Below are 24,098 nucleotides of genomic sequence, written 5' to 3'. Positions count from 1 at the left end.
TAAGGGTTCACTCATGCTAGCCAAACATAAGATTGTTACTTTGGGCTTACAGCACATTCTTGCCATGTATGCAGGAGCCGTCGTCGTACCGTTGATTATCGGTGGTGCTTTGAATCTGACTCCTACGCAAATCGCTTATTTGATTGCTGCCGACCTTTTCACATGCGGAATCGCGACGCTTTTACAAGTCCTTGGTACACGTTATACAGGGATTCGTCTTCCTGTAGTGCTAGGCTGTACGTTTACAGCAGTAGGACCGATTATCGCCATTGCGTCTACGAGTAATCTAGCGACTGCTTATGGGGCCATCATCATATCGGGTATATTCGTTGTCTTGGCAGCTCCACTGTTTGGCAAGCTGCTGCGGTTTTTCCCAACAGTGGTACAAGGTTCAGTCGTCACAATCATTGGATTGTCGCTTATTCCCGTTGCGATGAACAACGCGGCTGGCGGGCAAGGTATGCCTGACTTTGGACAACCGTACAATTTGCTTTTGGCTTTAGGAACGTTGGTTATTATTTTGCTTATTAATCGTTTCTTTACCGGATTTATTCGTGCGATTTCAGTATTGCTCGGCTTGATTGTCGGTACGGCTGTAGCTTACACGATGGGGATGGTCAGCTTCGCGAGCGTTGCGGAAGCCTCCTGGTTTAGCGTGGTTGAACCGTTTTACTTCGGTACGCCACAATTCAGTATTGTAGCCATTGTTACCATGATTCTCGTCAACATCATCAGCATGGCTGAGTCCACAGGCGTTTACTTTGCACTTGGTAAAGTGACCGATACAAAAGTAACGGATCAAGATGTAGTCAAAGGATTGCGCGGGGAAGGGGTCGCGATTGTTCTCGGCGGCATTTTCAACGCTTTTCCTTACACCGCTTTTTCGCAAAACGTGGGTTTGGTTTCCTTGACTGGCATTAAATCTCGCGACGTGATGATTGGTGCCGGTGGAATCCTGGTTGTTCTCGGATTACTGCCAAAGCTGGCAGCATTGACAACGGTGATTCCGAACGCGGTATTGGGTGGAGCAATGATCGCCATGTTCGGGATGGTTGTGGCATCTGGTATCAATATTCTCTCTCAGGTCGACCTGAACAAAAACGAAAATCTACTGATCGCTGCTTGCAGTATCGCTGTTGGACTGGGCTCTGCTGCGGTTCCTGCGATGTTTGATCAACTGCCTACCATGGCAAAAATGATGCTGCAAAATGGTATCGTGACAGGTTCTTTGACCGCAGTCATTTTGAACATTTTACTCGTTCATACGAATAACAAAGCATCTCAGACTGCTCCGGCAAATGTAACTGTTTCAGAAGCGTCTTAACCTTATCAAACAATGAACCGCCACTTCCTGGTTAGATAGGAGGTGGCGGTTTTGGCGTTGGAAACGTGGCTGCGGTGGAGAGAAGAATATTTCCAGTCTAGGCTCCAGGCTCCGTCCCTCGGGGAAGTGTGGACTGCACGCTCCGAAGGGATTCGCGGGGAAACGCAAAATTGGTAGCCGCTTCGTAGCTCGGGCACGGTTGCGTTTCTGTTGCCCGCGAATCCCTTCTCCGCTCGGTAGGACTCCACAAGTCGCTACGTCTGGAAATATTCTTCTCTGTCGTAACTGATTACATTCTTCAATCTTAAAAGGCTTTTGAAACCCGTATATCACGGAAGGCTCGTAGAGGAAACAGGAGAAATAAGCGAAGATCTTTGGGACACCGACCGAGGCGCAATGGAAAAAAGGGAAACAAGCTTTTAGCGTCCACCTCTGAGATGCCTCCTGAATGGACCACTTTGGACGCGGGTTTCGCTTTTTTTCATGGAGCCGTGCAGTCAATCCCACAGGGGGTGGCCCAAGAATCTGAGCGTTTTCTCCTGCTTCCTCCCCAGCACTACAGCAACAACTTAAGTTTCACTTGGTTTGTCATGTATACCTCGAATGCAATCAGTCAAATAGAGAGATGGATGGAGTCGACTTTTTATCCATTGCTTATTCTTTTCTCCTTTGGCGTCAGCGTAGTGATTGCGCTTGTACTCCTCATTCATGGTCTACTCGTTTTGTTTTCCCGAGGAAGGCGCCGATTATATTTTGACTATGTATCCGGTCTTAGACCCAGTCGAAAATAGTGCTCGCAAGTTTTGGGTAGATACAACGCAAGGAACTGGTTCGACGTGAAGTCCTTAGAAGAGCCACGGAAAAAACCATCCGCTGGTCAGGAAACAGGAGAAATAAGCGAAGATCTTTGGGACGCGGTCTCGCTTTTTCCATGGAGTCGGGCAGTCATGACATCCAGCAGGTGGCCCAAGAAGCTGGAGCGTTTTCTCCTGTTTCCTTCCATCACCATAGCTCGAACAACGATTTCTTCCAATCTATAAAAGCCCCTGTAAAAACTAACAGCTCGTCAGGAAATAGGAGAAATAAGCGAAGATCTTTGGGACGCCAACCGAGGCGCAATGGAAAAAGCGAAACACGCTCTTAAGCGTCCACCTCTGAGAGCCTCCCTGAACCTCTACTTTGGACGCGGTTTCGCTTTTTCCATGGAGCCGGGCAGTCCATGCATCCAGCAGGTGGCCCAAGAAGCTGGAGCGTTTTCTCCTGTTTCCTTCCATCACCATAGCTCGAACAACGATTTCTTCCAATCTATAAAAGCCCCTGTAAAAACCAACAGCTGGTCAGGAAACAGGAGAAATAAGCGAAGATCTTTGGGACACCAACCGAGGCGCAATGGAAAAAGGAAACACGCTCTTAAGCGTCCACCTCTGAGAAGCATCCTCAAACTTTGGACGCGGTTTCGCTTTTTCCATGGAGTCGGGCAGTCATGACATCCAGCAGGTGGCCCAAGAAGCTGGAGCGTTTTCTCCTGTTTCCTCCCACCACAACAGCCCGAACAACAGTTTTTTCCGCATAAGCAAAATAGGCGTACCCGCAATGACAAGCGTCCAACAGTGCTGGCCAAGTTTTACATACGATGACCATGTAAAACAAACTTACCTCCAGAAAGGAAGAGGTGCCATGGCAACCTTTCGGGAAGCGCTCCTGGCCAAGAAGCATTTGCTCAAAAGGTGGAAGCGAATGCCGGGCGTACTTGGCATTGGGATTGGCTACGCAAACGGAAAAAACAAAAAAGGCGGCGCCTGCATCGTGATGTATACCATCAATGCAAGTGCGGCAGTGAAAAAGAAATGCCCAAGTTGCGTTCTTGTCAAAAGTCAGGCGGCGACAGCCCACGTATCCGTTCCTGTCCGAACCGTCACTTCGGGACGGTGCCATTGTCATCCAGCTGTACGCCCCTCTGCAACGAATTATCGTAGCAGAATCAGGCCTGTGATCGCTGGATATAGCATCGGCTACCCAGGGGCGTCTGGAACGGCTGGTCTAATCGTTTCGCGAGGAGCCCAGAGGTTCGTGTTGAGCAACAATCACGTTCTGAATCGTAATAATACGAGCGGCTATACCGAGACCATCCAGCCTGGTGGAGCAGACGGCGGCCGTTCAGGAAGAGATCGAATCGGACGCTTGTATCAATATATTCGATTACGAAGAGATGCAGGTAATCGAATGGATGCAGCGATTAGTATCCCCACTTCCAATCGACTCCTTGCCCCTCGTTATGCAACAGTGGGCAGAGTGCCAGGTGTTATTCGTTCGTATGGTATCGGGCGCAGGTTGAAAAAAGTTGGCCGTTCATCGGGGCTAGCATGGGGAACGGTTGAATCGATCCACACCGATATTGATGTCAGTTACGGGAACTACGGAGGACTGGGGACCATCCGTTTTCAGAATCAGACAGTCATCAGAAGTACGGTTCCCATCTCCTTGCCTGGAGATTCCGGCTCTGTTTGGCTGACTGCGGGCAACTACGCTGCAGCTGTGAATTTTGCGGGTTCAGCCAATGGGAGGCTCTCGATTTCGTATCCGGTTGTTTGGGCCTTGCAAGCGTTTGGCGTCGGGATAGCTAGGTCAGCAGGGAGCTTTGGCAAGTCAGTTGCCAAAGCCAAAAAAGTCAGGGGAAATAACGCTCGTACGAGACCGCTGACTACCAAAGAGTTAAAGCGTATCCCAACAAAAAAAGCTGCCACAAAAAGGCAGCCTGGCAAGAAAAAGACGAATAGATAATAGCATCAGGAAACTTCTTTGGCTAACTGATCCAGTACGTGGAGAATGCGATGTGAGATATCTTCTAACACATCAAAAGCAGCTTCTGCTTCCTCTAGTTTTCCTTGATTAACGAAGTGGTAAATCCGCCGAACAGTTTCGTGGAACTGTCTATGAGGCACATCTAATTGCTTGAAAGAGGGCAAGGTGCTCATGGATGGATTGTTCAGGGCTTCGTCATACCAAATTCCCAAGCGGCATTGATGATGGTCGACGAGGTCTTTTTCTTCGATGTGGTGATACCCAAGCATGTAGTTGTACAGCCACCATTTCCATAAGAGATGGTCGGTTTTGACCATTCGCAAGTAATGCTTGGTCTTTAAGTGGCTCGTTTGCGTGATGCTCAGCTTGTGCAGGCTGTTAATGCCAGCGCCAACATCATAGACGTTTTTACCTGCATTCGAGACGTGCGAAGAGACCTGCTCCATATTCGTAAGGACTTGCGATATGCGCATCGAAATATCATCTGTGGCAGCAGACTGCTCTTGTGCCAATGCTGCGATATGGCCGGTAGAATGCCCGACAGTTTCAATATTTTGCACAATATCTCCTAATATCCCAATTGCATCACGTGTCTGATTCACTTTATCGTTAAAATGGTCGCTCATGAGAGTGGCCGTTTCTTTTACCTGGACAGCTTCATTCTGGACATTGTTGATCGTGGCTGTAATGCTTTGAACGGATTGCTTGGTCTGTTCGGCGAGCTTTCGCACTTCATCTGCCACGATAGCAAAGCCGCGTCCGTGTTCGTTAGCACGCGCTGCCTCAATCGACGCGTTCAATGCAAGAAGATTGGTTTGATCGGCAATATTGCGAATGACTTGGACGACCTGGGAAACTTCTGCAATGGACGTCATTAACTGAGAAATTTTTGTTTGCATCTCTTGGAATTCATCTGCCATGGAAAGAAAGCTGGTCAATGACTCTTGGATAATATCTTTGCCCACTGTCGCTTGCTCGATCGTACTGGAAGCACTCTCTGCGACAGAGACGGCTGATTGAGCCACTTTTTGCACAGATTCGCTTAGCTGTTCGGCAGCAGATCCCACATTGCCAGCTTCATCTGTCGTATCCTCAAGCGTGTCCAGCACATGCTTGAATTTATCGATCTGAATCACTAACTCCAGCACTTCGCCCAGGCGATCAATGACTTTATAATCATTGTCCTCCTGATACGATTGGAGGACGATTTGCGAATCAAGCGTGATGATCTTAATGAGTGCCAACAGGACAGAAGATAATTCTTGGGGACGTTTCGAATAGGTGTTGACGATTGCGGGAATCAAATATTCATAGACCCGCAAGTAAGAGCCCGTATACCATTCTGGTGCAAGTCCAATTTTGCTGTGGACCTCTCCGATTTTTTCTCGTCCGGCTACATAGGCATCGTCTAGCTTGGCATGTGGAATCGATTGCAAATAGTGACGAAAGGATACAGCCAATCGATCAACCGTCGTGTGCGTTTCGATGATTTGCATCAGATGGGAGTATTGGTGAAGCATGTGGTAATGACGCTCTGTAATGGCCTCTAGGTGTTCTGTTAGGAGTGGTTCAATTTGTTTCAACCGATCAAGGTCTGTCTGATTCATTTGCAACAAATGAACTTTCCCCTGTAGCTGATCGGGCATTTGGATATTGCTTTTTTGAATTGAGGCGGTAACGGTTTGAGCGCCGCGCTTACCAAACATAAAATCCCTCCATATTTTTACGAAAAACGGGCCTATTCATAAGAGAAATAGGCCATAAGTGCTTTTTAGATTATAGCACTCACGAATGGAGTTGAATCTTTGGAACTATTGTGATTTTGTGAAAAGTAAATTAAGAAATGGCGATGTCACCGATTACTCAAAAAATTTCATATGATGCTTTTCGTCCCGGTAATAGGCGAGACGATCCTGAAGAGTGCCTGTATGTAATTCGAACTTATGCCCATCAGGGTCTGTGAAATAAATGGAGCGCTTATCCCGTTCCGAACGGTCTCGTCCATGCAAAATGGTAACCCCGTGCTTTTCAAAATGAGCGTACCATTCATCAAACGACTCTTCTGTGATGGTGAAGGCCATGTGTGTATAGGAGTGAGCAATTTCATTGCGTGGGATGTCCGGTTCCTCATTCAGCGCCAACCAGTAGCCATTCAGGTCAAAGTAAGCTAGCTTGCGACCTCGTACAAGTGGTTTGGCAAGCAGTACATCCCGATAAAAACAAAAAGATTTCTCCAAATCAGAGACAGAGAAAAGCAAATGATTCATTCCTTGGAGTTGCGGCAATACGTCCCCCACCTTTAGCAATAATTTTGCAACTAATGCTATTGTATGGGGAAAACAGGCAAACCACCAGTCTACTGAGGGTCTGCCTGCCTTTCGTTTAGGATTGACTTTGTTGAGCTTGCGCTTGGGTTTGCAGTGTGGATTGGACTTGGGACACCATCGTTTGCGCTTGGGCAATTTCCTGAGACGCTTGCTTCAAGGCTTCTTCGGCGAGCTGTGGATTGGCTGCGGATTGCTCGATCGCTTGGGTAATCATATTTTTCGCCAGAGTGGTGGCTACCTCTGCTTTTTTAAGCGAGTCAGTGTTAATTTGGCTAGGCATGGTTGACCTCCTGCGGGTTTTGATGATGGGAACACCGTATTACTTTGCCCCCTCCCGCAACCGATTATGTATATGGATATTCGTCCAACCGTTTTTCTCGTGAGATGCATAGTCTGACAGGGGGAGGGACGTCAAATGAAAAAGCAATGGGTGCAAGTCATTCGATTGGCAGAGAGAGCTTTCTTTACGATTATTTTTTCGGCGCGTAAACGAGTGGGGGATCGCGGAATCATTTTGCCAAAACGGTTTAATTCCAAACGAAAAATTCGCCGTTTCCTGCAAAAGTTCATGACTCCTTGTCTGGCAAATCGAGTAATCGGCAATCTTGATTTGAGACGTATAAACGGACGACTGGCAATTCCTGTAGGTGATACGATAGGAGCACCACCGATTGTCAAGGCTAAAGTTTTGTCTTCCGGAAATAGATGTGCGACGCTTGCGGTATGGTTTGCTTTTGATGCGAGTGATCGGTTTTTCCGTGTGTACCAGTTGAAAAAGCTTCCGAATGGTCGCTGGATCGTAGTAGGGCGTCATCCGCTGGACTATCCGTTTAACCTACCGCAGGATTTCATGAAACGACAAATACCATGTTGCAAAAGCTGTGCACCTTGGAAAGGGAAGTGAGTGGATTATCAGGCGCATGTTCACTATCTTGTAAAAAACTAGGAACAAAAGACTATATTCCAAAAAAATACAGTATTGATATTGGTTCAATTTGCCTGTATAGTATGTAAGTGTTGCAGTACTTATCGGAATTTGTCGAATGAGAGACAGTCCGATACGGATTGGCAATCGGGAAGTAGCTCAGCTTGGTAGAGTACTTGGCTTGGGACCAAGGGGTCGCAGGTTCGAATCCTGTCTTCCCGACCATTTTTTTTGGATAGGCCGGTATGGCGGAATTGGCAGACGCGCGCGACTCAAAATCGTGAGGGAAACCGTGGGGGTTCAAGTCCCTCTACCGGCACCAGCAATCTATACATATGGTTTTCGTTATAAGGTGGGGAACAGTGAGTAGGCCTGTTTCTCACTTTTTTTCTTTTTTATCGGATGATTTGGTACTCAACGACATGGAGCAGAATACCGACAATAATTATGGCAGCATGCTTAGAATCAGCGGGACAGATAGAAATGAAAGGAGAGGACGACAGTGATTAAGGTAATGATAGTGGAAGACGAGAAACCCATCCTTGATCTCATGAAGCATGTAATCGGACAAAATGATAACTATACGATCGTTGGAGCATTCACACATCCACTAGAGGCTCTCGCTTGTCTGCCTGATCTGTGCCCGGATGTTGCGTTTTTAGATGTGGAAATGCCGAAAATGAACGGACTTGAGCTTGGAGCAAAAATGAATGAGCTGTCTGAACATACAAAGATTGTGTTTACGACCGCCTACAAAAAATATGCACTGGATGCTTTTAAGGTGTATGCATTTGATTACATATTAAAACCGGTTACACCAGCAGCTATTGAACGGGTCACGGATCGTTTGGTCAAACAGCTTCAAATCACACCACCGATTAAACAATCAGAAAAAAGTGTGTCTATCCAATGTTTTGCCGGTTTGGATATTCGCAATTCCGCTGGCGAAGTCGTGCGCTGGCCCACGCGTAAGAGCGAGGAACTTTTTGCTTACTTTCTCTGCCATCCCAAGCAAGATATCAACAAATGGCATCTGACAGATCTGTTATGGCCAGAGATGGATGAAGACAGAGCGACGCACAATTTGCATAACACCATGTACAGATTGAAAAAAATCATGAAAGAGCAAGAATTGGGCATCGATATTCAAAAAACGAACGAGGGCTACATGTTTCACCCGATCGATCAAAACTATGATGTATGGGCATTTCAGCAATATGATTTTTCCTTTTCGCAAAAGCTGCAAAGTATAAGAGCAGCCGAAGCATTATGCTCCATGTACAAGGGGCCGCTTTTGGACAGAAAGGATTATTTATGGAAAGCGCCTCTGGAGGAAGCGTACCGGAAAAAGTATACGACGCTGGTAAGCAAACTCGTGGAGCTAGACCTAGCATCACAGGAATGGCAGAAAGGCCTGCGAAAGCTGGAAGATTATTTGGCAATCTATCCCTTGCATGAAGAAATGAATATAGCATTGATGGACATTTACGCACGATGCGATCAAAAACAGAATATTATCCAGCACTATGCCAAGTTTGAAAAGGCTTATCGGCTGGAGTTGGAAATGGACCCGCCTCGACAGATCAGGAATTGGGTAGCGAGTGTGGTTGGAGAGTAAGACAGGAAGAGATCATTCTTCCTGTTTTTTTATTTGATGATCCATGTGAGAAGTTTGGGAGAATCAATTGCTATGATCTAACAAAAAAGGAAGTGGGCGAATTCATGCAATTCACTATTTTGTCTGTGGGCAAAATCAATAATGAAAGCTTATCGGGGGTGGAGGAATACAGCAGACGCCTTGCTGTTTATTGCAGGATGAACTTCGTCGAAATTCCAGAAGAAGACCGACAAGAAAACATAAATGCTTCGGAGATGGAGCAACTGAAAATAAAGGAAGGACGTAAGATTCTCACTCAAATCAAGCAGGATCAGCATGTCATTGTCCTCACTGGCGAAGGCGTGCCGTGGACTCCAAGGAAGCTATCTGTACAAATTGAACATTTGTCGGGTACAGGGCAAGATGAGATTCTCTTTGTCATTGGCGGCGCTTTTGGATTATCCGAGGCGGTTTTGGAAAGGGCAAACGAGCGACTGTCACTGCCCAAGAAAGAATATCCGCACCGAGTTCGCTATGCAGCAGCAAGCGTATGAGCTTCAGTTCCCAAAAGCCTATTACCAACTGATTGTCGCAGATACAAAACGTGTAGGTCATTTGCTGATTGATAGGACGGAGAATGAATGGCATCTCGTGGATATTGCTTTACTGCGCGAATACCGTAACAAGGGAATTGGCTCGTTTGTCATGAAGAAGCTACAAGACGAGGCTGCACTGCAGGATAAGCCGTTGAAGCTACAGGTGATGAAATTGAATATGGCCAGTCGTCTTCTCTATGAAAGACTGGGGTTTGCACGTACAGGCGAGTACGGTATGCACATCGAGATGGAATGGAGTAAACGCGGTTCGTGAATAAAACGATTGGAGGAGTCTCGTAATCGCGAGAGTCCTCTTTTTTCTTTGAAAAAACATTGTGAGTTTTTTGTGAGGAATAAATGATAGTCTTAAGCTAGATGATTGTACATATTCGAGGTTCTTCTGGAAGGGGATACATTTTTGGATCGAAGAAATTTCCTGATGCCTGCCGGGATTGGATTGGTCTTCTTACTTTCAATAGCGGTATTCATCGGGATCTACATACAAACCTTTCCTAGTCGTGACATGCCAGTCGCGAAGCGTGGAGTGCTTGATTTGTCGAACTGGAATTTTCAGAGTAAGGGCTTGGTCAATTTAGATGGGGAATGGGAGATATATCCAGGGAAACTGCTTTCACCAGAAGATTTTCGCCGAGGGCGACCCGCAGACGTCTCTTATCTGGTAGTACCTGGAACGTGGAAGGGAGAAAGTCTCATCGATAGTATCGACCGCAAAGGCTTCGCTACCTATCGATTACAAGTAAAGCTTCCGGAAGACAAGCAAATCTATGGGCTGAAAACAAAGAGCATTCGCATGTCGCATCGGCTATACATCAATGGAAAACAAGAAGGCGAGAGCGGACATCCAGCCGTAGAGAGCGAAGTCCATCAGCCTGGGAATACCCCGTATACCGTGTTTTTTTCTCCCGATGACAAGCACATGGAGATTGTCATACAAGTGGCGAATTACATGTTTTTCACTGGAGGGATTGCGAGCTCGATTCAACTGGGCTTGGACAAGGATATTGCTATTTTAAACAGTACCTTGCTCGGAACGGATATTGCTTTTGTCGTAACACTGGGGATCATGGCGGCGTACCATCTCAGCTTTTATTTTCTCCGTATGAGGGAGAGAACTTATTTGTTCAGTGGCAGCTATATGGCTGCTCTTGGTATCTATCACTTGGTTTTTGGCGAGAAAGTATTCCTGCAGCTTGTGCCTTCCATTCCGTTTGCCATCGCTTACAAGGCACAGGATGCGTCGTTATTCATCAGTTCCATTTTGCTAGCCCTGTTTTTCTGTTCGATTGATAGAAGGGTTCTATCTCGAACCTGGCTGATGAGGCTGACTGCTCCCATTTTTCTCTATACCCTAATCATTCTCGTGTTGCCCTATTCCTTTTATACGAACCTGAAAGGCCCGCTATTGATTTATGTACAAATCTTTCATTTCTTCATTATGGGCAGGCTGATTTATTTATCCAGCAAGAGTCGGAGGGAATCGTCTGACCGTAAAGAGATGTTGCTTTTCATCGGGGCCAGTATATCTATGTCGGTTTGTTTAATAGACGGTCTTTTATACGCGGAGAACCTCGTGCCAACCGATCTGGCAGGAAAAATTGGCATCTTATATTTCATTACCTTGATGAACATTCTTTTGGCGGTACGATTCACCAATGCTTTTGAAAAGACGGAAATTCTTTCCCATCAACTGAAGATATCGAATCAGATCAAAGACGAATTTCTCACACAAACGTCGCATGAGATGAAAACGCCGCTGCACGGGATTATCAATATTACATCCCATTTGCTAGATGACGAGACAAATATGCTTTCCTCGAAACAAATCCAAAATCTCTGGCTCGTCAAAGATACGTCGATCAAGCTGTCCATGCTGGTTGGTGATTTGCTTGACGTGACTCGCTTGAAGCATGGGGAGCTGCGCCTCCATCTCACCATTGTGGACATCAAGGTCATCACACAAATTGTCTTTGATGTATTGCAGTTTGAACTATTGGGGAAAGATGTCCGGCTGGAAAATCAAGTTCCCGCGAATATCTGGGTACATGCTGATGAGAATCGGCTCCGTCAAATCATGTATAATCTTGTGCACAATGCAATCAAACATACGACGGTAGGTTCGATCAAGGTAACAGCAACAGTGTTGGAGGGACATGTACGCATTTCCGTAGAGGACACAGGCACAGGGATTTCACCCGATAATCATGAAGCCATTTTTGGTTACTTTGAGCAGGCTGATCAACTATTGCCGCAAGACGGGTACACAGGCATGGGCGTAGGTCTCTACATCAACCGCAAGCTGGTTGAGCTTATGGGAGGCGAAATTTGGGTAGAAAACTCGGAGCTTGGCCAAGGCGCGCGCATGACCTTTACGCTACCGACTGTCCATCAGACAATGGCCGCGCAGGAGATTGCAGCGACGGCTCAGGAGAAATCACGTGAGGCCAGCGAAAAGATTCCCCTGGATATTTTGGATGATCACCAATATACCATCATGATTGTCGATGACGAGGCATCCAACATTCACACCTTGCTGAACATCCTGTCCAAGCATCGCTATAATGTGATTTCTGCCTTTTCAGCAAAAGAAGCCATGAAGAAAATCAAGGAACACCCACAGATTGATCTGGTGATTCTGGACGTGATGATGCCAGGAGTATCGGGGATTGAGCTGTGCCAGTTGTTGCGCGCGCAGTATTCGATTCTTGACTTGCCTATCCTGTTTGCATCCGTCCGAGATACTCCCCAAGACATTGCGCTCGGCTACAGAGCTGGGGCGAACGATTATGTGACAAAACCGTTTGATGCAGAGACACTCATTGCCCGCGTGCAGACACTGATAGCGATGAAAACCTCCATTCAAGAGGCCATACGCAATGAGCATGCGTTTCACCAGGCTCAAATCAAGCCGCATTTTCTCTATAACGCCTTGAGCAGTGTGATTTCTTTCTGTTATACCGATGGTGAAAAGGCAGCGTATCTCATCAGCATGCTCAGCCAATACTTGCGCTATATTTTGGATATGGATCGAACCACGCTGTTCGTACCGTTGTACCGGGAAATGGAGCTCATTCATGCCTATGTAGAGATCGAGAAGGCTCGTTTTGGTGAAGGATTTGATTTCGTGTGTCATGTTGACGAAGACATTCTGGATAAGCAGATACCTTCCTTGAGCATCCAACCGTTCGTAGAGAATGCGATCCGTCATGGATTGTTTGAAAAGGACGATAAAGGTCACGTGACGCTTACCATTGTGGACGGAGGTCACTACATCAAGGTCATGATCGAAGACGATGGGGTCGGGATTGCAGATGATCTCCTGTATCAAATGTCAAAAGGCGAGAATCAAAAAGGAAGTATCGGCATCCAAAACATCAGAAGGCGACTTGATACCATTTCTGGGGCTACCTTAAGTATTACCTCTGAAATGGGAAAAGGGACCAAAGTCGTCATGTACATACCTACTCCTGAGGGGATGCATGCTTGACCCATGTACCTGCTGTCTTTTCCTTTCGTACCTGCTACAATAGCGTAGTATAGAAGGAAAAGGAGGCGAGAACGTTGAGACTTGCAGGAAAACAAGTGGTTTGCTTCGTCGAAAGTGAATTTGAGGATCTCGAGCTCTGGTATCCGGTGATGAGACTGCGAGAGGAAGGCGCTACCGTCCATTTCGTCGGCCCGAAGGCGAATCACGTCTACATAGGGAAGTACGGTGTACCCTGCGAGGCTGACAAAGCGATGGCAGAAGTCAATCCTTCCGATTATGCAGGTGTACTTGTTCCAGGAGGGTGGGCACCTGACAAGCTGCGCCGCTATCCGGAGGTGCTGTCGTTTGTGGTTGCGATGCACGAGGCGAAAAAACCGATTGGACATATTTGCCATGCGGGCTGGGTGCTTGCTTCCGCAAAAATTTTGCGCGGAGTAACCACGACATCGACGCCGGGCATTAAAGATGATATGGAGAATGCAGGTGCGATTTGGGTAGATGAAGAGGTCGTGGTAGACGGTCACATTGTTGGTTCCCGTAGACCGCCTGATTTGCCTGCGTACGCCAAAGCGTTTGCTGATTTGCTGGCACAACAATAGGTTAAGGAATAAAGGGCTTGCTCGAGATGCTGAGTAAGCCCTTTTTTTGGCGTTGATAGAAGCTTTGTTACGAATGGGGATTATTCCGTTTCTTCCAGGGTGGATCGCCTATCTCGTGAATTTTGGTGTTGATTTTAAAAAAAAGATAGGGAATCAAGAATGCCAAGACTGTCCCTGTGAAGGTCAAATACGGTGGGACTACGCCTAAAAATTTTAACATGGGATCACCTGTTGTTTTGGCGTTCGGTACGGTTGATCGCACCGATATTGCGTAAATAGACCTTTGCTTGAACGGTTATCTCACTTTTTTCATACAGATGCTGCCCTGTTTCCCAATCCTGCCGAATCTTTTTCCATAGCGAAAAATGATGCTGCTTCAGATAGCTGCCAAGCTTGATGACATCCACTTTCATCTGCTTATGGACCTTCTTGATGGTGTCATTGCTCATTCGCTTGATTTCTTCGGCAAACACTTGTTCAAGCTTCTCCATCGCAGTGTGATTCAAGTAATCCGTTGTGGCGTAAGACTCGGCCAATGTACCTTCACATTCGATTATTATCGTGAATTTCATGCGCTGCCGATCTCGTAAATCTGTTTCAATGCTATGCTTGATCCCTTGGATGTTCATCGAGACGAGGTTGTTTTTGAACTTGCCTTTGACCATACCTCCACTAACTTTTCCCGTGAGAAAATTCAGTCCCTCCGTCTCTTCTTCCCCGAGAAAACCCATCAACTGATTGTCATAGGTAAAAACAGCGGCGCCTGCTAATTTTACCTCCTGCTCCTCGGGTCTGATGCGCGGAACCACAAAACTGAACGGACTGAGAAGCTCCTCGTGGACATCACCCAATCGGACCTCTGGAAGCATGCGGGAATTTTTAGTGACGTTTTCTCCAATCGAATTGACGTAAATAGCGGGCAACTTCTCTGTTTTCGGTTTGACCTCCAGTACTTCTTTGGCGGGACCATTTGAGATAAATACCTTGCTGCTTCGTCTGGAATCTGGATCACGCAGATAGAAATCGAGTGCTCTGGCAAAACCGTTTTTCGTACGGGCGACGTCTTCGGAGACGATCAGGATCTTCATATGCTGATAAAAAGGAGTTCTGCTGGTCCGGGTAGCCAATTCGCGGGAAATCTCGAAAAGAGAATCCCCCTCGGATATGAGGTTGTGGTAAGCCTCATTGGCCGTGTTTTGACCACCGCCGCTTCCTTGGCCGCCGGAGACCAATCCACCGGGGACGACGAATTGATGTGTGACGAGAAAGCGCTCTTTTACTTGAGGTTTGTCTGGAGCCTCTTGCTTGGCTTGCTGCTCGGCTTCTTTCGTACGAGGTTTATCAATCGCTACGCCCACCACAAATCCTCGTTCCTCAATTTGAACCTGATCCCAGCATCCAGCCAGCAAAGTCGAGAGAAGCAGGAAGATGCAGAAGGCAGTGGGCTGTCTATTCATGTCCCTTTACACCTCGTATGACAGCGATGAGGAGCAGCAAAATCGGACATAAATAGACGACGATCATTCCGAAATAAGTGACGCCGTCTGCAAACGTGAAGAAATCAACCAGGTTTTGCGGGAGCATCGCGACAAAATAAATCATAGGAGAAAGAATGAGCACCCAAATCGTTTTGTGCACCTTGTGGAACATGGAGGACAAATTGAGCACGGTAATATCGAGCCACATCGCACATGTGTTGAAGATCGTCATGATCCAGATGGTAAAGAAAATGGACTCTACCCGTTCAAAAAAGCCGCCGGGGATTTCGACCTCTTTTGCCAGCTCGATGGTTGGATAGGTCAAGTTCGTCGCAACCTCCGCAGAAAATACTCCGATGACGAACATGTAAATGGTCATGTAGAGCAGAATCGGGATCGAGAGCCCTAACGTGACGGCCATCGCTCCTTCCTGAGGCTTTTTCATCAGCATGGTGTAAAAAAGGATAATCTCAAAGCCGGAATAAGACAGTCCGACCTCTTTGGAGCCTTCCAAGAGAGACCGCCAGTCCGAAGAAAAGTAGGGACGTATATTTTCAATCTCTAACAACTGGGTTGTAAATAGCAAGACGATGAACAAGACGACGAGAACGACAGGTAAAAACAACAAGTTTAGCCGCAGCATGGAGACGCGTGTTCCGACTACGGCATATTGAACGATCAATAGAAAAGAGAGCGTGATCATTTCCACTGGCGTATTGTAAAACAGATACTGCTTGGCGATGTTTCCGATAGCTCGAATTTCGAACGAGACAAAAAGCATGGTGTAAATACAGACCAGAAAGGTCAAGATGTAGCTGATCGGCTTGCTCGCGATGATCGATGTGTATTCAAAGAAGCTTTGTCGGGGAAAACGAGCCGCGAGCTTGGCAAGCAACCAGCCAATCACGCACGCACACAAACCGCTCACGATTACAGAAATCCATCCATCGAAGGCCCCTGTTGCCTTGGCTAAAGCGCGGGGGAATGTCAGGATGCCGACACCGATCGTAACCGAGGCGATGTTGATCCCCATATGCGTTTTGCTGATCAGTTTTTCCGCCAAGGTCTGTGTGCTCACTTACGATCCTCCTGTCTGCATGCGATTTTCGTCTTTCGGGTGAAGGGCATCGGGCCGGGTCTTCAAAAAGGTAACCGGCGCGCGCAAGATCATGTCCTTCCAGTCTCGCGGCATCTGTGGAGCAAGAGGTGCCAAATATGGGTACCCGATGCTCGTCAGATTGGATAAGTGAATCATGATGGTAATGAAGCTTAACACCACGCCGTAAATACCAAAGATGCCAGCCATAAACATGGCGAAGAAACGAATCATCCGAAAGGCGATGGCAAGGTGATAAGAAGGGATGGCAAACGAAGCGATGGCAGTAAGGGCGACGACAATGACCATGACTGGACTGACGATGCCTGCAGAAACCGCTGCGTCACCGATGACGAGACCCCCGACGATTCCGATGGTTTGGCCGATTGGTTTCGGTAAGCGTATTCCGGCTTCCTGTAACAACTCCATCGTAGTCACCATCATGATTGCTTCTACGAATGCTGGAAACGGAACCCCATCGCGTGTGGCTGCAATTGAGAAGGCGAGATCAGACGGGATCAAGCCGGGGTGAAAGGTGACGAGAGCGATATAGAAAGCCGGCGAATAGACGGCCAGAAATGCTGCCAAATACCGCAACAGCCTGGCTAATGAACCGACAATCCAACGCTCGTAGTAATCCTCTGGTGAATGCAGGAGTAAGCCGATGGTGACAGGCAGAATGAGCACCATGGGAGTCCCGTCCACCAATACTGCAATGCGCCCTTGAAACAATGCTCCACTCACTTTGTCGGGACGCTCCGTGTTATGAATCTGAGGAAAAGGAGACAGAAAATCATCTTCAATCCATTGTTCGATAAAACCGGACTCTTCGACCTCGTCAACATCGATCGTGGAGATACGCCGTCTCACTTCATTCAGCAGCTCTGGATCAGCGATGTTGTCAATGTAGGCAATGATCACATCTGTTCGGCTGCGTCTGCCTACGATGGACCCTTCAAAGCGCAAGTTCGGGTCTTTGATACGTCTGCGTATATGAACGGTGTTGTCCCGGATACTCTCTGTAAAGCCATCCCGGGGACCTCGCACAAGCCCTTCGGAGACCGGCTCCTCGATGGAGCGGGTTTTCCATCCCTTGCTGTCGATAACAATGATTTCGGATGCTCCATCTACGATAAGGGCTGTATCCCCAGAAAGAATGCTCTCGAGTGTTTTTGTGAAATCCGTTGATTTCGATATTTCGACGACAGAAAGGACTTCCTCGTAGAGCATCCGGATGATCTCGTCTGGTTCAGTTGGCACCACTTTGGAAGCAGTCGAGATCATCAACTGGATATGTCCGAGTACTTGCATATCCAGCATATCGCAGTTCGCCAATCCATCAATTGCAATAACGGCACAGGAATGATTGGTGTTGCCGATATAAAAGGAGCGAATTAATAAATCGTGCGGGCTGCCCAGCACGGTCTTGAACGTCTCCATGTTTTGCTGCAAACTGGTCGATAGCGTAGGCGCAGGATCATTTCGCTGCTGCAAACGTTCCGCGATGAGAGAGGAAGTTTTCTTTTTGCGACGTTGGGACAAAAATCTGCGCATCATTTGAAGTTCCTCCCGTTCAAATTGCGAATATCATGTTAGTGCGATTTTTTCCAGATGAGAGGAAAATTATGCGGAAGAAAAGGCTAATGCTAAATCTTTCATAGTTTTGAATTGAACTCATCTGTGACGTATGATACATTCGGCATGGTAGAATAGAGAGAAGTAAAAGGAAGTTCAAAAATTCGTCTTTTGATCACGAAGGATTAGTAGAGAGAGTAGGAATGATGGAGAAGGGTGGAATAGAAGTGCTTGACAGTCAAGTATTGATCCGGGAAACGGACTTTTCCCGACTGGCACATACATGGGAAGAACTCGCAGAAGCAATGAAAGCGCAGGGAGACGAAACCACGCCTCACAAGCTCATTCAATTGGCCGCGAAAACAAAGCGCGCTGAGCTGAATATTGCGTTTTGCGGACATTTTTCAGCAGGAAAATCAACGATGATCAACACGCTTCTGGGAGTCAATTTGCTACCGTCCAATCCGATTCCGACCAGTGCGAATGTCGTCAAGATTCGCGGCGGAGAAAAAGCGGCTCGCGTCTTCACCATGAACAGCGGAGTCCTTACATTTGATCCAGATACGGAGATGGAGAAGCTCAAGCAGTTTGCTGTTGACGGAGATACGGTAGAATCCGTAGAGGTTTCCTATCCGGGAACATTCCTTGACGAATACGCCAGCTTGCTCGATACACCGGGCATTGACTCAACGGATGCAGCACACAAAATCGCTACGGAATCTGCGCTGCATTTGGCAGACGTCGTCATTTACATGATGGATTATAACCATGTTCAAGCTGAAGAGAACTTCAATTTTACGAAGACATTGAAGGACCGTGGCAAGCCAGTCTATCTGGTTGTGAACATGATCGATAAACATATTGATTTTGAATTGGATTTCGATAGCTATAAGGAAAGTGTCGAGGAGGCATTCGCGACCTGGAACATTCATCCGGATGGTATTTTTTACACGTCGCTTGCGGAACCAGATCATCCTGAGAACATGTATCGGGAATTTAAAGGCATGCTTGCACAGTTGATCGCAGATCGTGAAGAGCTGGTTGGCACGAGCGTTCGCAGTGCTGCCGAGCATTTGATCGAAGAACACATCCAAGTAGTAAGAACAAGTCAGGCTGATCAACGCCAGCAGTGGGAAGCCCAGCTGGACCTTTTGGAAGTGGAAGGCATCAACAGTCGTGACGCAGCGGCTGTGCAAGAATCGCTTGAGCAGGAAGAAGCGACTGCTGCTGCTCTGGAGCAGCGTGCTGAGGATGCCAGAATACAGATGGAAAAAGAACTGGGTGTACTCTTGGATAACGCCCGCCTGACCTATTTCAGTACGAACGAAGCAGCACGAAGCTATTTGGAGAGCCGCAAACCAGGCTTCAAGGTGGGCTTGTTGTTTGCAGGAAAGAAGACAGAGGAAGAACGCGCACGTCGCGAAGAAGCCCTTCTCGTCGAGTTCCGTGAAAAAGTGGCGGGAAATCTCGACTTCCATTTCAAAGAATGGCTTGGCAAGCAGCCGCAAGTGTTTGATTTGCGGAACGAAGAATATCACGCCAGCGTCCATGCGACCAAGATCGAGATTACGGGCGAGTTTCTCAGCAAGCACATCAAAGAGGGTGCTGCTTCGAGTGATTACGTCCTGAACTACTGTGCGGATATTTCCAGCGGGATGAAGCTGGAGTACAGACGAGTAGGCCTCAACTTCATTGCGCAAGTGGTTGAGATGCTGAAGGAGCAAGTGCGTGTAGAGAGTGCTGCTCAAGGCGAGCGTCTTAGTGTCTTGCGTGAAATGGCAGCGTTGCATCAAAAGCTGGCAGGACTGGCAGCGAGAGAAGAAGAAACCAAGGGTCGTCTGTTGGCGATTATGCGTGGAGGAGAACAAGTAGCATGAATCAACTACGAGACAAACTAATTGCGGCAGCAGAGCGTCTGCGGCGCGCAAGTGATGAAGTCGTTTCCGTACCAGGGATGCAAGCACAGTCACAGGCGATGCTGGATCGAGCAGATCGCCTGACAGCCAATCGTTTTACTGTCGCACTGTTTGGTGCATTCAGTGCAGGGAAATCGTCATTTGCGAACGCCTTGATGGGCGATCTCGTGCTGCCAGTGTCACCGAACCCGACAACAGCAGCTATTAACAAAATCATGCCGCCTACGGATACACACCCACATGGTACTGTTCGTGTCGTCATGAAAGAGCGTGAAGCCATTGAGCAGGACGTGATCAGTTCCCTTGCTGTCTTTGGTATGATCGCGACTGATCTCGAAGGGGCTCTGGCTGAGCTGGGCAAGATCGACATCGCCCAAATCCCTCCGACGGCTAAACCGCATTACACCTTTTTGAAAGCTGTTACAAAGGGTTTGCCAGAGATGTCGGCTCATCTGGGCGGCGAGCTGCTGGTTGATATGCAAGCGTTCAAAGGGTTTGTGGCCAAGGAAGAAAAAGCTTGTTTCGCAGAGTACATCGAGTTGTTCTATTCTTGTCCGCTGACCGATCAGGGAATTGTTCTGGTAGATACCCCTGGTGCTGACTCCATTAACGCACGTCACACAGGTGTGGCGTTCGAATACATGAAAAACGCGGATGCGGTCCTGTTCGTGACGTATTACAACCACGCCTTTGCACAGGCTGACCGCGAATTTTTGCTGCAAATGGGGCGAGTCAAAGACACATTTGAAATGGATAAAATGTTCTTTATCGTCAATGCTTGTGACCTCGCAGCGAATGAAGAAGAATTGCAGGGTGTCCTTACACACGTAGAGAAAAATCTCCTCTCGTGCGGAATTCGCCTTCCACGTATTTATCCGGTGTCCAGCCAGACTGCTCTGTTGGCACGGATGCACGAAAAAGGCAAGCTGGCAGCTTCTGCGGAGAAGGTCTACCGCCAGCGCACGAATTCGGCTGAAGGTGAGCCGCTGATGCCGGCAGATGAAGCATTCAAGTTCTCGGGAATGGCGTCGTTTGAAGCAGAGTTCCTCCGCTTTACGATTGAAGAGCTGACGCAAATTGCTGTGAATGCGGCAATCGGTGAAATCCGTCGCGCCCACGATACCTTGACAGAATTCATGCGTATGGCACAGTCCGGGGAAGACGAGCGTCAATTGCGCAAAGAAGCAGCAAGCAACGCCAAGACACAGGCTCTCTCAGCTGTTGAAGCGCTGTCTACCGCTTCGTTCGAGCGAGACTTGGCAAAAGAGCGCGAGGAGCTACTCTACTACGTTCGCCAGCGCTTGTTCTTCCGCTTTAACGAGCTGTTCAATCTCGCTTTTAACCCGGCTGTCATCAAGGACGATGGACGCAACATGAAGCAAGCGCTGCAAGGATGCTTGACTGATCTTCTGCGTTCGATCAGCTACGACTTGGCGCAGGAGCTGAGAGCGACTACCCTTCGCTTGGAGAAGTTCACGAACAAGCAGGGGAAAACACTTGTGCAGGCGTGGCAAAAGGATGTACAAGGCTACGCAGCAGGTTTGAGCCTGGCACCTTATCAGCAGCGGCAGGTGGAAACACTGTCCTTCGCGAACGAACTGCCAGTAGCTGAATCTGCATTTGCATCAGCGATTTCCTTGTTCAAAAACACCAAAGACTTTTTCGAGCAAGATGGCAAAGTGAAAATGCGTGAAGAACTGGAGAAGCGCATGCAAGAACCAGTGAGCGCGTATGTAGAAATCGGAAACAAGCAGCTGGATGAGCAGTTCTCTGCGCTGTTCCAAGAGCTGGTGGAGAGTGAGCGCAATCGCGTCATCGACCAGATCAACGAGTATTTCACAGGTCTGTTTGCGGCTCTTGAGATGAACGTCGATCTCGACGAGCTGGCGGCAAAAGTAAGTCGTGTGGCGGTTGAGTTGGAGTAATCAATTTTCCTACAAGTTAAAAGGGCAGTCCCTACGTCTTGTTCAGACCAGGGATTGCCCTTCTTCATTTCCGCATTTCCCATTCCTCGCGCAAAATCCCCATCTTAATCGCATCGAAATATTCACCGCGAACAATCCTTGCTTTGCGTACCCGCGCTTCTTCCACCATTCCCATGTGAGCAGCCAGCTTGATCATCCGTTCGTTGCCGGACCACGTACCAATGCCTAAGCGGACGGTATCCATGTGGGTAAACAAGTAGTCAATCCACATCCGAAACGCTTCTCGGCCATAGCCATTCTGCCAATAGCGAGAGTCATAAATGACGATTCCGATTTCGCACCAGTTCGTCTCCTCGGATACCCAGTAGCGACCGACACTGCCTTTTAGCTCGCCGTCGATCTCAATCATCAGCTCGGTTCTTGGTGCATCTGTCCCGACGAGAGCAAGAGACTCCTGATGGAGTGGGAGGGCACGATACTCTTCTTTTGTGTACGGATCAAGCGGTTTGTAGGGGCCATTCCAATTGAGGTGCTCACGATCTTCTGCTTCGTATTTCCAAAAGTAAATGGTATCAAGATCTTCAGCTCGAATATCTCGCAGAACGACCTTTTCTCCCTGTAAATGAATACGCATGACTTGTTCTCCTTTCGTGTGGATGAATCTGGTACAATCATTGTAAAAGAGAACTGCTCCTATACATAGTGACAGTTTTGGATAGATGAATAGGTACAGAATGGAGGGACGCTGATGGAGTACATGCCGATCATGGATGCACAGAGCAAAGAACCTCTGTATCAGCAGCTATACAAGCAATTGAGCAAACGGATTGCATCAGGAGAGATACCGTCCGGAACCAAGATGCCGTCGATTCGTCAGTTGATGAAAGCAAGCGGAGTCGGAAAAAATACGATTGAGGCAGCCTATCAGCAACTGCTCGCAGGAGGCTACATCCTGAGCCGGGAACGAAGCGGCTTTTTTGCTGCCGAGATCGAGAGATGGTCAGAACCAGTGGATCAGGAGGAGGAGATTGCCTTGTTTTCGTCCATTCTGAAAAAGAAAAAAGGGGAGCATCTCACCTGTCGGTACAACTTCCACGGTTCTGTCATCGATACGAAGCACTTTCCTTACGCTGCGTGGCGCTCTTGCATGCTGGAAGCGCTGGATGTGTATCCGGAGGACTTTTCTTTCTACGGGGATGATCAAGGGGAGTGGGAGCTACGAGAAGAGCTCAGTAAATATTTGCGTAGAGCACGTACGCTCATTTGTCGGCCTGAGCAAATCATCATCGGCACCGGATTACAGAATTTTTCGAGCGAGAAAGCCCACTCCTTTAGGTGTGGGATAATAGCGAGATTGGAACAGGCGTGTCTATAGACATGTTAATGTTCCAACGTTTCTTGTGTTTTTGTTGTAGTTGATTATTTAAACTGATACAATCCGTATATGGATAATTATAGAAGAACGACCACTACCGTATCATTCATTAACTATCATTTTGTTTTTTGTCCTCGATACAGAAAAAAGATATTCCTCAACTTAGATGTAGAAATAAGGTTTAAGGAATTAGTGAAGGATGTTTGCGATGAATTGAAAATAGAGATTATCGCAATCGAAACAGACAAAGACCATACTCATCTTTTTTTAAACGCTTTGCCAACATTCAGTCCTGCTGATATTATGGCAAAAATCAAAGGGGTCACATCTAAAAAATTAAGAGAGGAGTTCAAGCATCTAGCGCATTTGCCTTCTCTTTGGACACGTTCATATTTTGTAAGTACGGCAGGGAATATTTCCAGTGAAACGATTAAAAGATATGTGGAACAGCAAAAGACAAGGGGGTGAACACATGCAAGCGTTAACCGTTAAGATTCGTATACTTCCTGCTCAACCAGATATTCTTCGTCATTTAGGAAAGGAATATATTCGTGTAGTCAATCTGCTCACGGAACAAGCTGAACAACTTCGTTCGTTTCCGAAGACAACGACTAAAAATGTTGAAACTATTCTACCCTCAGCCGTCTGTAACCAATCCATACGTGATGCTAAGAGTGTTTTTCGTAAAAGTAAGAAACTTGGCGGTCGTCCGATTCTTAAGAAACCTGTATATTTCGTCAATAATCAAAACTACACGGTATTTGAAAATACAGTTGCTTTTCCTATCGTTGTAGATGGAAAGACGAAGAAAACGGCGTTTCGTGCTACGATGACTAGCCGAGACAGGGAATTGTTATGCAAAGGAAAATTTGGATTGATGCGTATCATGGAAAAGTCAGGGAAATGGTACGCTCAAATTTCCGTAGAAGTGCCTACAAGCGTAACCATCAACGAAAACATCATGGGTATAGATCTTGGTTTGAAAGTTCCTGCTGTTGCAGTAACTTCTACGGGCAAGACTTGTTTCTTTGGGAAAGGGAGACAGAACAAGTACATAC

General features: G+C 47.4%; 19 protein-coding genes, 2 tRNA genes and 1 pseudogene. 15 read left to right on the top strand and 7 right to left on the bottom strand.

The annotated features are described in order from the left end of the window. Nucleotides 1-13 precede the first annotated feature (13 nt). Nucleotides 14-1,324: a nucleobase:cation symporter-2 family protein gene (locus C7R93_RS19865; RefSeq protein ID WP_106840437.1), complete on the top strand. Its 1,311-nt coding sequence runs from the start codon at nt 14-16 to the stop codon at nt 1,322-1,324. Between the two features lie 1,677 nt (nt 1,325-3,001). After that, a complete protein-coding gene (locus tag C7R93_RS19850; protein WP_106840435.1) occupies nt 3,002-4,105 on the top strand; it encodes a chymotrypsin family serine protease in 1,104 nt (367 codons plus the stop codon). 5 nt (nt 4,106-4,110) lie between these two features. Here the strand turns inward: C7R93_RS19850 and C7R93_RS19845 are convergent, their stop codons facing one another. From C7R93_RS19845 to C7R93_RS19835, 3 genes are all read right to left on the bottom strand, one after another. Beyond that, on the bottom strand, nt 4,111-5,832 hold the full coding sequence (locus C7R93_RS19845) for a protoglobin domain-containing protein (RefSeq protein ID WP_106840434.1): 1,722 nt from the start codon (nt 5,830-5,832) through the stop codon (nt 4,111-4,113). 153 nt (nt 5,833-5,985) lie between these two features. Next, nucleotides 5,986-6,393 (bottom strand): metallothiol transferase FosB, encoded by a 408-nt coding sequence (gene fosB / locus C7R93_RS19840; RefSeq protein WP_208637836.1) that lies wholly within the window; start codon nt 6,391-6,393, stop codon nt 5,986-5,988. A gap of 115 nt (nt 6,394-6,508) precedes the next feature. Then, on the bottom strand, nt 6,509-6,733 hold the full coding sequence (locus C7R93_RS19835; RefSeq protein WP_007722024.1) for a hypothetical protein: 225 nt from the start codon (nt 6,731-6,733) through the stop codon (nt 6,509-6,511). A gap of 135 nt (nt 6,734-6,868) precedes the next feature. Here C7R93_RS19835 and C7R93_RS19830 point away from each other — a divergent pair, with 135 nt between their 5' ends. The 8 genes from C7R93_RS19830 to C7R93_RS19800 all read left to right on the top strand — a co-directional run bounded on the left by C7R93_RS19830 (nt 6,869) and on the right by C7R93_RS19800 (nt 13,675). Further along, nucleotides 6,869-7,357, top strand: a complete 489-nt coding sequence (locus C7R93_RS19830; RefSeq protein WP_106840432.1) for a hypothetical protein — start codon at nt 6,869-6,871, stop codon at nt 7,355-7,357. A gap of 169 nt (nt 7,358-7,526) precedes the next feature. Continuing rightward, nucleotides 7,527-7,603: transfer RNA gene (locus C7R93_RS19825), tRNA-Pro, on the top strand. 14 nt (nt 7,604-7,617) lie between these two features. After that, nucleotides 7,618-7,700 (top strand) — tRNA-Leu (locus C7R93_RS19820). Nucleotides 7,701-7,880: 180 nt separating this feature from the next. After that, nucleotides 7,881-8,996, top strand: a complete 1,116-nt coding sequence (locus tag C7R93_RS19815) for a response regulator (protein ID WP_106840431.1) — start codon at nt 7,881-7,883, stop codon at nt 8,994-8,996. A 104-nt stretch (nt 8,997-9,100) separates the two neighbouring features. Next, a complete protein-coding gene (locus tag C7R93_RS30075; protein WP_158264038.1) occupies nt 9,101-9,529 on the top strand; it encodes a 23S rRNA (pseudouridine(1915)-N(3))-methyltransferase RlmH in 429 nt (142 codons plus the stop codon). Further along, nucleotides 9,510-9,845, top strand: a complete 336-nt coding sequence (locus C7R93_RS30070; RefSeq protein WP_158264037.1) for a GNAT family N-acetyltransferase — start codon at nt 9,510-9,512, stop codon at nt 9,843-9,845. Before C7R93_RS30075 ends, C7R93_RS30070 begins: the two co-directional genes overlap by 20 nt. Nucleotides 9,846-9,989: 144 nt before the next feature. Beyond that, nucleotides 9,990-13,076, top strand: coding sequence for a hybrid sensor histidine kinase/response regulator (locus tag C7R93_RS19805; protein WP_482758275.1), 3,087 nt, complete (start codon nt 9,990-9,992; stop codon nt 13,074-13,076). Nucleotides 13,077-13,150: 74 nt separating this feature from the next. Further along, a complete protein-coding gene (locus C7R93_RS19800) occupies nt 13,151-13,675 on the top strand; it encodes a type 1 glutamine amidotransferase domain-containing protein (RefSeq protein ID WP_106840428.1) in 525 nt (174 codons plus the stop codon). Nucleotides 13,676-13,899: 224 nt separating this feature from the next. On the opposite strand, the gene C7R93_RS19795 is transcribed toward C7R93_RS19800, so the two are convergent. Genes C7R93_RS19795 through C7R93_RS19785 form a run of 3 tightly spaced genes read right to left on the bottom strand, consistent with a single transcriptional unit; the run spans nt 13,900 to nt 17,806 of the window. Further along, complete coding sequence (locus C7R93_RS19795) at nt 13,900-15,132, bottom strand: Ger(x)C family spore germination protein (RefSeq protein WP_106840427.1); 1,233 nt, start codon at nt 15,130-15,132, stop codon at nt 13,900-13,902. Further along, nucleotides 15,125-16,231, bottom strand: coding sequence for a GerAB/ArcD/ProY family transporter (locus C7R93_RS19790; RefSeq protein ID WP_106840426.1), 1,107 nt, complete (start codon nt 16,229-16,231; stop codon nt 15,125-15,127). The genes C7R93_RS19795 and C7R93_RS19790 overlap by 8 nt, the downstream gene beginning before the upstream one ends. After that, a complete protein-coding gene (locus C7R93_RS19785; RefSeq protein WP_106840425.1) occupies nt 16,232-17,806 on the bottom strand; it encodes a spore germination protein in 1,575 nt (524 codons plus the stop codon). It abuts the gene before it with no gap. A 221-nt stretch (nt 17,807-18,027) separates the two neighbouring features. On the opposite strand from C7R93_RS19785, the gene C7R93_RS19780 reads away from it, so the two are divergent. Further along, nucleotides 18,028-19,701, top strand: coding sequence for a dynamin family protein (locus tag C7R93_RS19780; protein WP_106840424.1), 1,674 nt, complete (start codon nt 18,028-18,030; stop codon nt 19,699-19,701). Next, a complete protein-coding gene (locus C7R93_RS19775) occupies nt 19,698-21,665 on the top strand; it encodes a dynamin family protein (RefSeq protein ID WP_106840423.1) in 1,968 nt (655 codons plus the stop codon). Before C7R93_RS19780 ends, C7R93_RS19775 begins: the two co-directional genes overlap by 4 nt. Nucleotides 21,666-21,729: 64 nt before the next feature. On the opposite strand, the gene C7R93_RS19770 is transcribed toward C7R93_RS19775, so the two are convergent. Next, on the bottom strand, nt 21,730-22,299 hold the full coding sequence (locus C7R93_RS19770; protein ID WP_106840422.1) for a GNAT family N-acetyltransferase: 570 nt from the start codon (nt 22,297-22,299) through the stop codon (nt 21,730-21,732). A gap of 114 nt (nt 22,300-22,413) precedes the next feature. On the opposite strand from C7R93_RS19770, the gene C7R93_RS19765 reads away from it, so the two are divergent. From C7R93_RS19765 to C7R93_RS19755, 3 genes and pseudogenes are all read left to right on the top strand, one after another. Then, entirely contained in the window at nt 22,414-23,040 is a 627-nt protein-coding gene (locus tag C7R93_RS19765) for a GntR family transcriptional regulator (RefSeq protein WP_244191591.1), read from the top strand. 69 nt (nt 23,041-23,109) lie between these two features. After that, nucleotides 23,110-23,508: an IS200/IS605 family transposase gene (tnpA, locus tag C7R93_RS19760; protein ID WP_106840421.1), complete on the top strand. Its 399-nt coding sequence runs from the start codon at nt 23,110-23,112 to the stop codon at nt 23,506-23,508. A gap of 4 nt (nt 23,509-23,512) precedes the next feature. Beyond that, nucleotides 23,513-24,098 (top strand): annotated as a pseudogene (locus C7R93_RS19755) (RNA-guided endonuclease TnpB family protein); the annotation flags it as partial.

The sequence above is a fragment of the Brevibacillus fortis genome (assembly GCF_003013395.1).
In the GTDB taxonomy this organism is placed as follows: Bacteria; Bacillota; Bacilli; order Brevibacillales; family Brevibacillaceae; genus Brevibacillus; species Brevibacillus fortis.
The sequence above is the reverse complement of the archived record's forward strand: the minus strand, read 5'-3'. Positions and strand labels throughout refer to the sequence as shown.